The organism is Vibrio marinisediminis (assembly GCF_014050145.1).
In the GTDB taxonomy this organism is placed as follows: domain Bacteria; phylum Pseudomonadota; class Gammaproteobacteria; order Enterobacterales; family Vibrionaceae; genus Vibrio; species Vibrio marinisediminis.
This window is the reverse complement of the sequence record NZ_JACFYF010000003.1, coordinates 306,648-320,270: the sequence shown is the minus strand read 5'-3', so window position 1 is coordinate 320,270 and position 13,623 is coordinate 306,648. Positions and strand designations below refer to the sequence as shown.

Annotated in this window: 12 protein-coding genes; 6 read left to right on the top strand and 6 right to left on the bottom strand. The window is 44.7% G+C overall.

Annotated features, from left to right (window positions below):
- Positions 1 to 34: 34 nt before the first annotated feature.
- Together dapD and mltC are read left to right on the top strand one after the other, a co-directional pair.
- Positions 35 to 1,066: a 2,3,4,5-tetrahydropyridine-2,6-dicarboxylate N-succinyltransferase gene (gene dapD / locus H2O73_RS08220; protein WP_182108359.1), complete on the top strand. Its 1,032-nt coding sequence runs from the start codon at positions 35 to 37 to the stop codon at positions 1,064 to 1,066.
- Between the two features lie 161 nt (positions 1,067 to 1,227).
- Positions 1,228 to 2,337, top strand: a complete 1,110-nt coding sequence (gene mltC, locus H2O73_RS08215) for a membrane-bound lytic murein transglycosylase MltC (protein ID WP_182108358.1) — start codon at positions 1,228 to 1,230, stop codon at positions 2,335 to 2,337.
- Between the two features lie 196 nt (positions 2,338 to 2,533).
- On the opposite strand, the gene H2O73_RS08210 is transcribed toward mltC, so the two are convergent.
- Positions 2,534 to 3,718, bottom strand: a complete 1,185-nt coding sequence (locus tag H2O73_RS08210; RefSeq protein WP_182108357.1) for an NnrS family protein — start codon at positions 3,716 to 3,718, stop codon at positions 2,534 to 2,536.
- Positions 3,719 to 4,102: 384 nt separating this feature from the next.
- Here H2O73_RS08210 and H2O73_RS08205 point away from each other — a divergent pair, with 384 nt between their 5' ends.
- The 3 genes from H2O73_RS08205 to H2O73_RS08195 all read left to right on the top strand — a co-directional run bounded on the left by H2O73_RS08205 (position 4,103) and on the right by H2O73_RS08195 (position 6,937).
- On the top strand, positions 4,103 to 4,657 hold the full coding sequence (locus tag H2O73_RS08205) for a gamma-glutamylcyclotransferase family protein (RefSeq protein ID WP_182108356.1): 555 nt from the start codon (positions 4,103 to 4,105) through the stop codon (positions 4,655 to 4,657).
- A 144-nt stretch (positions 4,658 to 4,801) separates the two neighbouring features.
- Positions 4,802 to 6,145 carry an MATE family efflux transporter gene (locus tag H2O73_RS08200; protein ID WP_182108355.1) on the top strand — a complete coding sequence of 448 codons (1,344 nt, stop codon included), beginning with the start codon at positions 4,802 to 4,804 and terminating at the stop codon, positions 6,143 to 6,145.
- 126 nt (positions 6,146 to 6,271) lie between these two features.
- Entirely contained in the window at positions 6,272 to 6,937 is a 666-nt protein-coding gene (locus H2O73_RS08195) for a hypothetical protein (RefSeq protein WP_182108354.1), read from the top strand.
- Between the two features lie 52 nt (positions 6,938 to 6,989).
- Here the strand turns inward: H2O73_RS08195 and H2O73_RS08190 are convergent, their stop codons facing one another.
- Entirely contained in the window at positions 6,990 to 7,913 is a 924-nt protein-coding gene (locus tag H2O73_RS08190; protein WP_182108353.1) for a LysR family transcriptional regulator, read from the bottom strand.
- A gap of 117 nt (positions 7,914 to 8,030) precedes the next feature.
- Between H2O73_RS08190 and chrA the strand changes: the two genes are divergently transcribed.
- On the top strand, positions 8,031 to 9,173 hold the full coding sequence (gene chrA, locus H2O73_RS08185) for a chromate efflux transporter (RefSeq protein WP_182108352.1): 1,143 nt from the start codon (positions 8,031 to 8,033) through the stop codon (positions 9,171 to 9,173).
- A 51-nt stretch (positions 9,174 to 9,224) separates the two neighbouring features.
- Here chrA and H2O73_RS08180 read toward each other — a convergent pair whose 3' ends face one another.
- Genes H2O73_RS08180 through H2O73_RS08165 form a run of 4 tightly spaced genes read right to left on the bottom strand, consistent with a single transcriptional unit; the run spans position 9,225 to position 13,621 of the window.
- On the bottom strand, positions 9,225 to 10,241 hold the full coding sequence (locus tag H2O73_RS08180) for a tetratricopeptide repeat protein (protein WP_182108351.1): 1,017 nt from the start codon (positions 10,239 to 10,241) through the stop codon (positions 9,225 to 9,227).
- A 30-nt stretch (positions 10,242 to 10,271) separates the two neighbouring features.
- Positions 10,272 to 11,216 carry a type II secretion system F family protein gene (locus H2O73_RS08175; RefSeq protein ID WP_182108350.1) on the bottom strand — a complete coding sequence of 315 codons (945 nt, stop codon included), beginning with the start codon at positions 11,214 to 11,216 and terminating at the stop codon, positions 10,272 to 10,274.
- A 3-nt stretch (positions 11,217 to 11,219) separates the two neighbouring features.
- Positions 11,220 to 12,188: a type II secretion system F family protein gene (locus H2O73_RS08170; RefSeq protein WP_182108349.1), complete on the bottom strand. Its 969-nt coding sequence runs from the start codon at positions 12,186 to 12,188 to the stop codon at positions 11,220 to 11,222.
- 11 nt (positions 12,189 to 12,199) lie between these two features.
- Entirely contained in the window at positions 12,200 to 13,621 is a 1,422-nt protein-coding gene (locus tag H2O73_RS08165; protein ID WP_182108348.1) for a TadA family conjugal transfer-associated ATPase, read from the bottom strand.
- Positions 13,622 to 13,623 lie beyond the last annotated feature (2 nt).

Here is a 13,623-nt window from a genome sequence, read left to right as displayed (position 1 = left end):
GAGGATCAAAAAGACTCAACAGATGGAGATGACTATGGCTTTCTTTTCCCTAGCATTTGGTACTGCAACAAAAAACCGTGATGGCAAAATCATTGAAGCATTTTTCCCACACCCAGCGCTTAACCCTACAGACGCAGTTGTTAATGCGCTAGCTGCAGTAGCAGGCTATGAGCAAGGTAACCAAGCAATTGAAATCTCTGCTGAGCAAAGTGCCGAACTTGCGGCAGTTTTTGCTGCTAATGGGGATGCTGCTAACGCATCTTTTGCAGCGAAAGCAGCGGAGTCAGCACAGCCACTTGTACTGGTTATCCTAGCAACGGATGAGCAACCTCAATCTGTTGCCGAAGGTTTCCTAAAATTACAGCTGATCTCTAACCGCCTAGTGAAGCCTCATGGCACAGTACTAGATGGTATCTTCGGTCTACTGCACAATATCGCTTGGACTAACGAAGGTCCTATTGATCTACCTGAGCTGGCTGAGCGCCAAATCGAAGCGCGTCTTGCAGGTCGTGCGCTAAGCGTTGATTGCGTCGACAAATTCCCGAAAATGGTGGACTACGTTGTACCAACTGGCGTTCGTATTGCTGATACTTCTCGTGTACGTCTTGGTGCGCACGTGGGTGAAGGCACAACGGTTATGCATGAAGGCTTTATCAACTTTAACGCCGGTACCACAGGTGTGAGCATGGTTGAAGGTCGTATTTCTGCGGGTGTGGTTGTCGGTAACGGTTCAGACATCGGCGGTGGTGCCTCTATCATGGGTACACTATCTGGTGGCGGTAAAGTGGTTGTCTCTATTGGTGAAAACTCACTACTAGGCGCAAACGCAGGCCTTGGCTTCCCAATGGGTGACCGTTGTACGATTGAATCAGGTCTATATGTAACCGCTGGCTCTAAAGTGCGCATGCTTGATTCACAAGGCAACGAAGTCGAAATGGCGAAAGCTCGCGACCTTGCTGGCGTCTCTGATCTGCTGTTCCGTCGCAACTCTGTGACTGGTCAAATTGAATGTTTGGCAAACAAGAGCGCGGTTGAACTCAACGCTGAACTACACAAAAACAACTAATATTGCTGCCAAGCTAAATTAGATTGAGATCCCTACACTTCGGTGTGGGGATTTTTATTATTACCATAGAAAAATTTAATTATCACAACCCCTCTGCGCTACTTATTATCAACCCGCTTAACGTTACCAATAACCTAGGGTCTGATAACCAAATCATTACAATGAAAAAATTCACCTATTTGCTGCTTGCGCTGCTTGGAGGATGCTCCCTTTCTCCTGAACAAGATTCATCTTGCTACTGCCCAGCGACACCACCATCGGTTGTCGCTCCATCGACCAACAACCAACAGAGCATCAACCAGCTATTAGCTTATGTCGCCAAACTGGCGAAAGACCGCTGGGGTGAAGATGAATTCGTGGAAGCCGGTAAACATCGCTATGTTAAGTACCTTGACGGCTACAATACTCGTGCTCATATCGATTTTGATGCGGGTAAGATTTATGTCTCGACCATCTCTCAGACTCAACCAGAACAAAAGCTACAAAAAGCGATCGTACAAACGTTATTGATGCCAGCGGATCCTGCCCATGCTGAACTATTTAGTGACAAAGAAGCGATACTGCGTGGCAAGCCTTTCTTGCTAGGTCAAGTTTTGGATCATGAAGGTAAACCGATTGAGTGGGAATGGCGTGCCAATCGATATTCAAACTATTTAATTGAGAATGCTCTGCGCACCAAACCGATTAAACGCGGGCAGGCTCACTACGTTGAAATCACCATGGTGAATGATCACCTAGAGCAACGGGAATACCAATACGCTGGGCTTATTCGTGATGCTGCAAAGCGTTACGATATACCTGAAGATTTGATCTACTCGATCATCAAAACTGAAAGTAGCTTTAACCCTTACGCGGTGAGCCACGCTGGTGCCTATGGCTTGATGCAGGTGATCCCAAAAACCGCAGGGGCTGACGTATTTAACTTAGTGAAGAAAAAGCCGGGCATTCCAACCAAAGAGTATTTGTTTGATCCCGCCAATAACATTGATACCGGTGCCGCTTACTTCTACATCCTTAAGAATCGCTACTTAAGGGAAGTAAAGCACCCAACCTCAATGCATTTCAGTATGATTTCAGCCTACAACGGCGGAACGGGTGGCGTATTGTCAGCTTTTGATAGCGATCGCAAGCGTGCAATGGTGAAGTTAAACAATTCGACACCAAGACAGGTATACGACACATTAACCACTAAGCACCCTAAAGGGGAAGCTCGTCGATATTTGCAAAAAGTACTCTACTTCCAGAAAGATTTTAATCTCGGCAACATTTAATCTTTCTTGGCACTCTAGCCAAGAAACTTGGAGGTACAGGTAGGCGGCAAGTAAGAAAGCCCCTGAGCATAGGTGAACTATGTGATTGCGGCGCACGACCACAGCCAACACCGCTGCAATTTCAAGTATGACGGGTATAGAAATACAAAAGGCTTGGCGCAATGCCAAGCCTTGATTGTATTAGAAGGGGGAAATATCAACCCGGATGACCGTCGACTCGAGGGGTAACGAGCATATAACCAAACTTGGCAATAAACAGCGCAAATGCCAATGCCCACAACCCCGCGCTGATATCAATCATCAGCAACATTTGCGCAGGGAACATGGCAACCCCAAAGCTACGTATCAATGCCGCCAAGATTATCATGGCAAAGGCTAAGCCCATTTTTGGTCCTTGATAGATAGCGCGCCCAGTATGCCCCATCGTCACACGAGCTATCATTGCCAATATCACACCACTTAACGCACCAATCGCAAATAAGTGAATCATATTGTGCTGAGCAAAAGCGTTTTGCCATAAGCCACGCACCAACAAACTGGCTGGAATACACAAATACGCCGCATGCAGTGACCACACTAAAGGCTCACTCACGGTTTTCCATGGCTGCCAACGAACCACTCGGATTAACTGCGCAGCCCCGGCAATAACCATCAACCAAGAACCCAGTTGATCCATCGCTAATGGGAAAAAGCTCAAAAGAAACAGTGCCACCAACGGTAAGTTAGCCAACCACTCTAACCACATCAAGGGTTGCGGCTTTTCAAAATTAAACCGTCTTGCGGTAAAGAACGGAATGACTCGCCCACCCATAACAGAGAGTAGCAAAGTAAACCACCAAAGCATGGCTTGCCATACTGCAAGCGCAGGAAACGGAGGCATACCTTTAACACAAGCGTAGCTGGCAAAGTTAGCGATAATAGCCAACACGAATAGCGGTACAAAAAAGAGGTTTTTATACCCTTTTGCCTTAATGACTCGCCATGCAATTTCATAAGCAGCAACGGCTAAGAAAAGTGCATCAATGATAGAGATTAGCCAAAGTGGTACGGGTGTCCAGAGCAGCAAGCGCGGTGTCAACCAGAGCACCACAATGGCTAAAAGTCGATAATTTTTGGTGCCATTGATTCCCGTCCAATTTTGCACCGCAGTAAGCACAAAACCGACAACAATGGCCATAGCAAAACCAAACAGCATTTCGTGTACATGCCACCATAATGCAGGCACGCTCAACGCTTGTGGTTGACCAGAATTAAACATCCAAACCCAAAGAGGAATAGCAATAAAGGCATAAATAGCACCCAAAAAGAAGAAAGGGCGAAAACCAAGGCGCAAAATAGCGGGTATTTTTTCTTCAACCCGCTTGTCAGTAATATTGAGCACTAAAAAACTCCTATAGTGGTATCCATTATTACACTGCATCTTTCATGCCAAACAAAAATACACTACATATCAATAAATTAAATTGATAAAACAATAAAAAGAAGTCAATGTGACACATTTAAAATCAAGTCATTATGACCCAATAGGATCCAAATGACTTATAACTCATTGCGATATTGCTAAACAGAAAGCACTTTGGCGAAATTGAGATAAGTCGATATCATTACGCCATGACTCATGGCTTGAAGCTTCAAGAAAGAGCTTAACGATAAGTGTGTGCATCCCATCAGTATAGATGAACACTATGCTAGGGAAATAAAGCATCTACAACATCACTGTAATGCCCAATAGAACGACATAATATTCATTAGTAAGAGTAGCAATATGACACAATATATCTTTGGTTACGGCAGCTTAATGAACTCAGCATCTCGCCAATTGACCGGTCAAACATCCGCTGCAACACCCGCTGTGGCGCATGGTCTATGCCGATACTGGGGCAAAGTTGATGAAAGTTATATTCTGGCACCCTTGGTTGTAACCAAAGGCGATGGTCTGGTGAATGGTGTATTGCTACAGGTCGACGACACGCACTTGGTTGAATTTGATCGACGTGAACGGGGTTATACGCGCATTGCGATCGCTCATCCCCAATTGGACAGCGATCTCTCACTGGATGAACAAGACCAGGTGTGGATTTACGTTACCGAACAAGCAACACCTCCCTGTTCAATGAGCCCTATCGTACAAACCTATGTCGATACTGTCTTAACTGGCTGCTTAGAAGTGTCTGAGCACTTTGCTAAACAGTTTATTGAACACACGATTGGCTGGCATCATCCATTCGAAAATGACCGTGATAAACCGAAATACAGTAATTTGGCTGGGGTGACGTCGGCACATCAACTGAAAATCGATCAACTGCTCGCCAATCGCTAAATAACGTTGTGTAAAAAGTAGCAAATCACAACATCAGTACGATTTATCACTAAGTAAGAAAAAGCCTATACGCTCACTTTTTCATCGATATAATAGCCCACCTTTTTTAGGGCTATTATATCTAACTGCTGAGCACTCACCGACATGTCATCACTCCCGAACGCAATTGATAAGCGCATGAACATTTTTGCGCTAACTTGGCCTCTGTTTATCGAGATCATGTTGCGCACCGCCTTAAATACTAGTGATGTATTCATGTTAAGTGGCTATTCAGATAAAGCCGTTTCTGCTGTTGGCGTTATTACCCAAATCTCTTTCTTTTTGATCATCATTTCCTCGATGGTTAGCAGCGGAACTGGCATCTTAATCGCCCAATATAATGGTTCAAACCGTGAAGACGAATCCACATATGTCGCGGTAGCAAGCATCATTATGTCTGCCATTGTCGGGATATTTTTAAGCCTTTTTGCCGTCTCTGCCGCCTACTTTTTACTGCCGTATTACGGCTTAGAAGCTCAGGTTGAAAACTATGCTCAGCAATACCTCTTCATCAGTGGGTCGATGACATTCAATGTCACCATGGGGATTGTGCTAACCACCATCTTGCGTAGCCATGGCTACTCTCGTTCACCAATGGTGATCAACCTAATTGCTGGCGTGCTCAACATTACAGGTAACTATATTGCTTTGTATCAGCCTTTTGGCTTGCCTGTATATGGCGTACAAGGTGTGGCTATTGCGACTGTCACCAGCCAGTTATTCAGCACCTTGATGCTGTGTTGCAAACTGCGCAGCACGGATATTCGCGTTCCTCTATCCAATTGGAAAACGGTTCCTCGTGCTACCTATCAGCGTATTATGCGCATAGGCATGATGAACGCGGGGGAAATGCTCTCTTACAACCTCGCTCAACTGACTATCATCTACTTCATCGTACAAATGGGAACCGCATCTTTAGCCGCATTCACCTACGCACAAAACATTGCCCGCATTTCCTTTGCTTTTGCTCTAGCCATTGGACAAGGCAGCCAAATTCAAACGGGTTATTTTATCGGTCGTGGTTTGATTGATGCGATATTGATCCGAGTACAAAAATACTTTGTGGTCGGTTTCATCGTGACTAACATTGTCACCATCACCATTTTCCTATTGAGCGATAACATTATTCCGCTCTTTACCGATCAACCTGAAATTGCAGCACTAACCGCCAGTTTAATAACTGGTTCTATCCTTCTTGAAGCCGGACGAGTCTTCAACTTAATCTTTATCTCAGCACTCAAAGCGGCTGGTGATATTAAATTCCCAGTAAAAATGGGCATCCTAAGCATGTGGGGGATAGGCGTGGTATTTAGCTACTTGCTTGGTGTTCATTGGGGTTATGGTGTATTCGGTGCATGGATGGCTATCGCAATGGATGAATGGTTTCGTGGCGTAATTATGGCGAGACGTTGGCGCAGCAAAGTATGGACTCGTTATCAACTCACTTAGTTTTACATATGAATCTAAGTGCTTTCCATTAATTGCACACCGTTCAATTGATGACATTTTTCTGACAACAAATCGTTTTTCAGCTCATAAACTGAGCAGCACATTGTTACAAAATCTGATGCTGCTATGAAAACGACAACCTATACCAATCAAGAGAGCCTAGGCTACGAATTTTCACTCCAACGTTCTGCCTCGGAAATCATTTTAAAACGTAGCTTAACCGCGTTGATTGGCGTGGCTATCTGCTTACTAGTCAATGTTGCATTGCGCCTTGATTATATTGTGTTGGGGAACCAAGTAGGGGAACTCTCGATTACTGAGGGATTAGAACAGTTGATGCTTGTGCTCTCCGCGGGTTCTTTCTTCTACCTAGCAAAGCGACAAACAAAACTAAAGCACGCCGCCACGCTGATGGGAGCATTTTTCTTAGTGATGTTAATTCGTGAAAATGACGCTTTTTTTGACTACATCGTACACGGTTTTTGGGTCTATCCAGCATTAGCGGTCACCTTTGCCGCCATCACCTATGCCGTTCGCAACGGCAAACAGACACTCGACCAACTTGCCGTAATCCTCAGCAGTTCTTATATGAACATGCTGGTTTTGGGCTTGATCATGTTGCTGGTTTTTTCTCGATTATTTGGCATGGGCAGTTTTTGGCAAGGTGTTATGGCTGAGCATTACGTTCGCGATGTAAAAAACATTGTCGAGGAAGGCTCTGAGCTGTTGGCTTACTGCATCATCGCCTTTTCTTCCTTTAAGATTTTGCGTAGTTTTAAAACCCAGCACTAATTTTTCACCAAGCATATTGTCGCGCTACCAAGCCATCGGCATTGTTAGCGCGCTATTTTGTAACTATCACCCCTTGCACCAACTCACGTAACCAGACATTTTTATCTTCACTATTGCGGCTGGTATGCCAGAGCATCGCTATATCAAAATCGGCGACGGGCACTGGAGGTTCAAACGTTGTTAAGTGGTCATCAAAGCCTTCAGCAAGTGCCATCTTCTCCGGGACAATAGCAATCAAACGACGCTGATTAAGTAAACTCCGAATGGTCAGGAAATTGCGTGATGCCACCGTTACTCGGCGAGATAAACCATGCTCTGCTAATTTCTTATCTACTTGGGTGGTTAAGCTGCCATCCGGGCTCACTAACGCTTGCTCGATTCCCGCAAACACTTCTTTGGTCAGCTCAGACTTCAAAGCAAGCATGCGCGGATCAGCAAGACAAACATGCTTCTCGGTATAAAGATAATGGCTTTCAAACTCATCATCTAACGCCGGCATACTGCCAATGACAAGATCAAGTTTCTCTTGTTCTGTTAAAGCCACATAGTTACTGCGATTAACATTGATAAAACTGATTTGGGCATTCGGTGCTTGCTCGCGGATGCTATCGTAAATTGCCGGAGCAAAAATAAATTCCGCGTAATCCGTTAAACCAATTCGACACACCCCTGAATAATTGGTCGGGTCAAAATGCGCCTTGGTCAGTAGATTATGCGTAATCGCATCTAATAACTGACTAATGGTTGGGGCGATATGGTGGGCATGCTCCGTCGGATCCATCCTATGCCCCTTGCGCACAAACAGCGGATCATCCAACAATAGGCGTAAACGCGCCAAGCTATGGCTCATTGCCGATTGGCTAACGAAACTTTTCTCAGCCGCAATACTGACACTACGGTAGCGATACAGATAAGAAAAGGTCACTAACAAATTTAAGTCGATGTTGCGCCATTGAAGATCTTCAGAACCTGCCATGTTTAATCCCATTTGATTCATAAATAAAATTAAAACTATCAATTTGAATCATCTTACTCTTTTTTTTACTCTAGAGGCAGCAACAAGCAGTAATGAAATTAGAAGGACATGACTCTGATGCTCGCAATTTTTAAAACCTTTTTCTGGTTAGGCTGGATAAGCTTTGGCGGACCTGCGGCGCATATTGGCTATTTTCGCCAAACTTTCGTCGAAAAACTCAATTGGCTCGATGACAGTGAGTACGCACAAATTGTCGCGCTTAGCCAGTTCTTGCCCGGTCCAGGCTCAAGCCAAGTGGGGTTTGCACTTGGTTATAAACGTGGCGGCTTAACAGGTGCTTGCGCTGCTTTTATCGGCTTTACCCTACCCTCGGTAATGATCATGGTATTGCTGGCTGTCGTTTCAAGCCAACTCACTGAAACCACCGCATTCCAAAGCATTGTTCACGGGTTAAAGCTACTAGCCGTTGTAGTGGTTGCGGATGCAACATGGGGAATGTACAAAAACTTCTGTAAAAATACGCTTTCTGTCAGTCTCTGCTTGATCACGGCAATTGCTTTACTGACACTACCCAGTATTGCCACGCAAATGGTGGTACTCGTCATTGCCGCACTTATTGGTGCTAAGTACCTAAAAGGGGAAACTCCAACGGATCCCAAACCATTTAAGCCAACTGTTTTACCGCTGGCACTATTTGTTGCCATCCTCGTCGGCTTACCTCTGATTGCACACCTTACGCCAACGTTGGGGTTATTTAATGACTTTTTCCAAGCGGGTAGCCTAGTGTTTGGTGGTGGTCATGTGGTTTTACCGCTGCTGCAAACAATTGTGGGAGACCAACTTAGCCAAGATACATTCTTAACCGGATACGCAGCCGCGCAAGCCGTACCGGGTCCCATGTTTACTTTTGCTACCTATATTGGCTACGAACTACAACCTAACGCACCAATAGTTGGCGCGCTAGTTGCCACTGTCGCGGTGTTTTTACCTGGCTTCTTATTGCTACTCGGGGTATTAAAAAACTGGCAATCATTGGCGCAAAAGCCTCAGGTAGCGGGTGCAGTTAGTGGTGTAAATGCCGCCGTAGTCGGTTTACTGGTTTCAGCACTTTACCAACCTGTATTTACCAGTGCGGTAATGAACCCATTTGATGTCGCACTGGTTTTGGTTGGATTCTACTTAATGAAGCAACTCAAGCTGCCTATTATCTGGATGGTGATTACCTTCATTATCGCGGGTTTAGTCAACGGCATGCTTTAAAGAGCAACACCAAACTAAAAAGAGACGCTTGATGCGTCTCTTTTTTACTTGCTACTGAACAGTAATTGATGAGGTTGATCCACCTTCTCTCACCATGGATAGCGCGCGCTCTAAGTTTTTGTTCGCCACTTCATAGTAAGACGGGTTTTTATCAATCGCTTGCTGCAAATATGGGATAGCCTGTTCGGCTTTCCCCTGCAAAATCAGGAAATAGCCGACATTATTGAGTGCTTCAGGCATCGAAAGATGACGACTAAAGACATTCAATGCTTGGCGTACTTGATCTTGTGCTAAATAGATAAGCGCGAGATTATTGAGCGCCTTTTCACTATTGTTGTCACGCTTAAGCGCCGCTTTGGTGTAGACCGATGCCTTAGGGTAATCTTGTGACATATAGTACGAATAGCCCAGATTAATCAGCGCATCCATATTACCGTTATCAATTTCAATAGCATCGACAAATAGAGATTGAGCTATTTCATGTTGCCCTTGCACATCATAAAGCACACCTAAGCCATTGTAGGCTCCGTCAGGTGACATATCATCGTATTTCAGTTGTGAGATCTGCTCAATACTCAAGGTTTCTTTGCTTAGATTTGGCGTCGCTCCCATGCGAATCAAATCCGCATTAATCGCTTTAATAAAGTAACTCATCCCCTCATCAGTGCGCCCACTACGACTATACAACGACCCCAGCTCTTCCAAAGCGCCAACATTGTCTGGGTTCTCTTGCAACGAGGCTTTGAAAGCTCGCTCTGCTAACTCAAAATCTGGTTTTGATAGATGGATTTTGCCGACGGTATAGAGCGTTTTGTCTTTGTATTGTGCCTTAGCAAAGCTCAGTGAACGTAAATACTCATATAAAGCTAAGTCGATATCTTTGTTAGCTAATGCCATGTCTCCGCGAGCAAGGGCTTCCTCCTCATTTTTTGGTGGTTCAGCATTGGTTAAACTTTCTATCGGCTTACCTGCATACAGAGAATTATTAAATTCATCGGTATTATCTGATGCTGCGCAGCCAGATAGTAAAGCAATGGTTAGCGCTATCGTTTTAATTTTAATCCACATAATCTTCCCTACCTTCTGCCTTGCTTCGCCCTATTTGGCAAACGCATCCATCAATGAAATTAATGCTGGTCCAATTGCTACAATGAAAAAGCACGGCCATATACACAACACCATCGGAAACATCATTTTTACAGGCATTTTAGCGGCCACCTCTTCTGCGGCTTGGTATCGCTTGTCTCGATAATCCTCGGTGTATTCTCGTAGCGACTGCACTAAGCTCCCCCCTATGCGAGAGGCATGGCTAAGCATACTAACCAAACCACTTATCTCATCAATCCCTGTACGTACCACTAGCTCTCGCAGGGCTTCGGGCATGGTCTTACCTGCCTGAATTTTCACACAAACGGTGTCCAGCTCATCCGCAAGCTCAGGATGAGATATCACTAACTCATCTGCCACGCGTCGAAGAGCAGCGTTGAACCCTAGACCTGACTCAGTACACACCACCAGCAAATCCAACATATCGGGGATACCTGAACGAATCTGAGCTTGGCGTTTTTTCACCATCCGACTCAACAGGTAATCAGGGAGAAACAACCCAACCCCTACAGCAAGACATAGGTAAGCATAGACATACTCAGAATCAGGCGCAGTCAAGTAAACCAATGTGGCGACGATTAAACCCAAAATTGTTGTGACAAATTTGATTGAGTAGAACAGTGTTAGCGCGTTGTTTTGATGGTAACCAGCATGCATTAAGTGATGACGTGCTGTTTGGCGTTCTTTCTCATTTTTGGGGGACATGATCGGCGCGGCGAAAGACTCTAGCGTATCGACCATTTTATTGGAACTCGGCACACTTTCCTTACTATCCCCAGTGATCTGCATCAACCGACGTCGCAATGGTGAGTTAATGCCCATGATGATTGAACCGACGGTTAACACAACTAAAATGGTGGTCACCAACACTAACAGCATAATTAGCATTTCTTGAGTGATGCTAATGTTATTGACCCAATCGAGTAGCTCTTCCATATATTACACCTCGATATTCACTATCTTACGAATCCACAGCGTGCCGATAGCCAAAGCGATCATACCCGCGCCAATCATTTTCAACCCTCGAGGATCTGAATGGAGTGCTTGAATATAGCCAGGATTAATTAAATAAATAATGGCATACATACCAAATGGGGCGAGAACCAGTACCCAAGCCGACATACGTGATTCAGCGGAAATGGTTCGAATTTTTCGTGTTAACTTGAAGCGAGCACGCAATATGCGCGAGAGTTTGTCGAGGTTCTCAGTTAGATTACCCCCTGTCTCTTTCTGTAGCAGCACCGCACTTGAGAATGCCAACATTGAAACCGTTGGTGTTCGCTCTGACATCTGCATAATCGCTAAGCGTAAGTCATAACCATAATTAAGTAGGTTATAGGTATTAAGAAATTCAGGTCCAAGTGGTGCCGGCATTTCTTGCCCCACTTCATAAAAGGCATGATTCAGTGGTTGCCCGGCTTGCAGTACTCGTTTGATGATATCTAGCGCTTCTGGCAGTTGCTCTTCAAACGCCTGTAAACGGTCGTTTATCAATTTCTGGATAACAAAATACTCAATCACCCAAACAACAAACATCACCCCAATACTGAGATACCAGATCTGATTTAACAGCAGCAATATCAACAAGAAAGCAAGACCAGCTAATAGCGATAAAAACAGAAACTTACTAAAACCAACGTTGATGCCCGCCAAATCCAATTTCTTTTTAACACTTTCAAAAAATGGGAAACGAATCAGCCATTTCTCTAAAGGAGTAAGATCTTTTAATGCATTCTCACGCAGTAAATTGACACTCTCATCATCGATATTCTTGTGGCTCTCGCGCAGTCTTTTCATCAACTGCTTATGACGAATTTTTTTACCAACTGATGGCAGAATTAACGCTTGGCTTATTAAAAAAACCGAGACAAAAAGCAATATAAAAAACAGCGGCATCTGACTTTGCATAATGGACTCCTTTAAGGTTTCTCATTGAACAATTCAAACGGCACATCTAAGCCACGTTTTATCAATTGGTCATGGCAGCTTGGGACAATCCCGGTCGCGACGTATCGACCAATCACATTGCCATGCTCATCAACCCCTTGACGTTTGAAAGAAAAGATTTCTGACATGGTGATGATTTCACCTTCCATACCGTTAATCTCTTGCACGCTCACCATGCGGCGCTTACCATCTTCTTGTCGATCCATTTGCACCACCAGATGAATCGCTGAGGCAATTTGCGCACGTAAGTTCTTAGTCGAAATGTTCCACCCCGCCATTGAGAACATATTTTCAATTCGGCTTAATGCATCTCTGGGGGTATTAGCGTGAATAGTGGCAAGAGAGCCATCGTGACCGGTATTCATCGCAGATAACATATCCACCGCTTCACTACCACGAACCTCACCCACTACAATGCGATCAGGGCGCATACGCAGCGAGTTTTTCACCAGTTCACGCTGAGTAATCTCACCTTTGCCTTCAATGTTGGCAGGGCGAGTTTCCAAACGAATAATATGCGGTTGTTGCAACTGCAATTCTGCCGAGTCTTCGATGGTGACAATGCGTTGGTCACTAGGTATAAAGCTAGAGAGAATATTGAGCGTGGTGGTTTTACCTGAACCCGTACCGCCGGAAATAAGAATATTCATTTCACCCACAACCGCCGCATTTAAGAAGCGTGCCATTGGTTCCGTGAGAGAGCCTAACTCAAGTAAGTTATCCATACTTAAACGCTCTACCGCAAAACGTCGAATCGACACCGAAGGACCATCAATCGCTAAGGGTGGAATAATGGCATTGAATCGCGAGCCATCTTTCAAGCGCGCATCGACCATGGGTGAAGATTCATCAATACGTCGCCCAACTTGGCTAACAATACGGTCAATAATATTCCGCAAGTGGCGATTGTCTAAAAAGGTATGCGGTGTGCGTTCTAATTTACCAAAGCGTTCGACATAAATATTTTTGGGACCATTAACCAAAATATCCGAAATCGTACCATCGTCTAGTAGCGGCTCGAGTGGCCCTAAACCAAACACTTCATCTTCAATTTGCTTGATAATTCTCACTCGAGCTTCGGAGCTTAGTGGGTGTGTTTTATCGTCGCTGATTAAGCGAATTATTGCCTCACGTAGCTCTTCACGACCTCGCTCTTCTTGCAACTGAGAAAGCACACCCAGATCAAGCGTATCCAGTAGCTTCTTGTGAAAGTAATGTTTTATTTCTTGTTCTTGTTCAAGTTGCTTTGCTTGCTCTGCAATGATTTTTAATTTGGCATCCATTGGCGACAAATTTTCGGTCTTTTTGATCTCTACTTGGCTAAGCACCTCTGGCTCTTGGCTTGGCTGAACATCCTGTAGGTTCTGACTGACGTTTTTGCGTTTAAAAAACATAG

What these genes read in the sequence shown, in the direction of transcription:
- H2O73_RS08190 (WP_182108353.1), bottom strand. Translation starts at nt 7,913, where the DNA reads ATGGCAGGTTCTGAAGATCTTCAATGGCGCAACATCGACTTAAATTTG.
- chrA (WP_182108352.1), top strand. Translation starts at nt 8,031, where the DNA reads ATGCTCGCAATTTTTAAAACCTTTTTCTGGTTAGGCTGGATAAGCTTT.
- dapD (WP_182108359.1), top strand. Translation starts at nt 35, where the DNA reads ATGGCTTTCTTTTCCCTAGCATTTGGTACTGCAACAAAAAACCGTGAT.
- H2O73_RS08165 (WP_182108348.1), bottom strand. Translation starts at nt 13,621, where the DNA reads ATGTTTTTTAAACGCAAAAACGTCAGTCAGAACCTACAGGATGTTCAG.
- H2O73_RS08205 (WP_182108356.1), top strand. Translation starts at nt 4,103, where the DNA reads ATGACACAATATATCTTTGGTTACGGCAGCTTAATGAACTCAGCATCT.
- H2O73_RS08170 (WP_182108349.1), bottom strand. Translation starts at nt 12,188, where the DNA reads ATGCAAAGTCAGATGCCGCTGTTTTTTATATTGCTTTTTGTCTCGGTT.
- H2O73_RS08175 (WP_182108350.1), bottom strand. Translation starts at nt 11,216, where the DNA reads ATGGAAGAGCTACTCGATTGGGTCAATAACATTAGCATCACTCAAGAA.
- mltC (WP_182108358.1), top strand. Translation starts at nt 1,228, where the DNA reads ATGAAAAAATTCACCTATTTGCTGCTTGCGCTGCTTGGAGGATGCTCC.
- H2O73_RS08195 (WP_182108354.1), top strand. Translation starts at nt 6,272, where the DNA reads ATGAAAACGACAACCTATACCAATCAAGAGAGCCTAGGCTACGAATTT.
- H2O73_RS08180 (WP_182108351.1), bottom strand. Translation starts at nt 10,241, where the DNA reads ATGTGGATTAAAATTAAAACGATAGCGCTAACCATTGCTTTACTATCT.
- H2O73_RS08200 (WP_182108355.1), top strand. Translation starts at nt 4,802, where the DNA reads ATGTCATCACTCCCGAACGCAATTGATAAGCGCATGAACATTTTTGCG.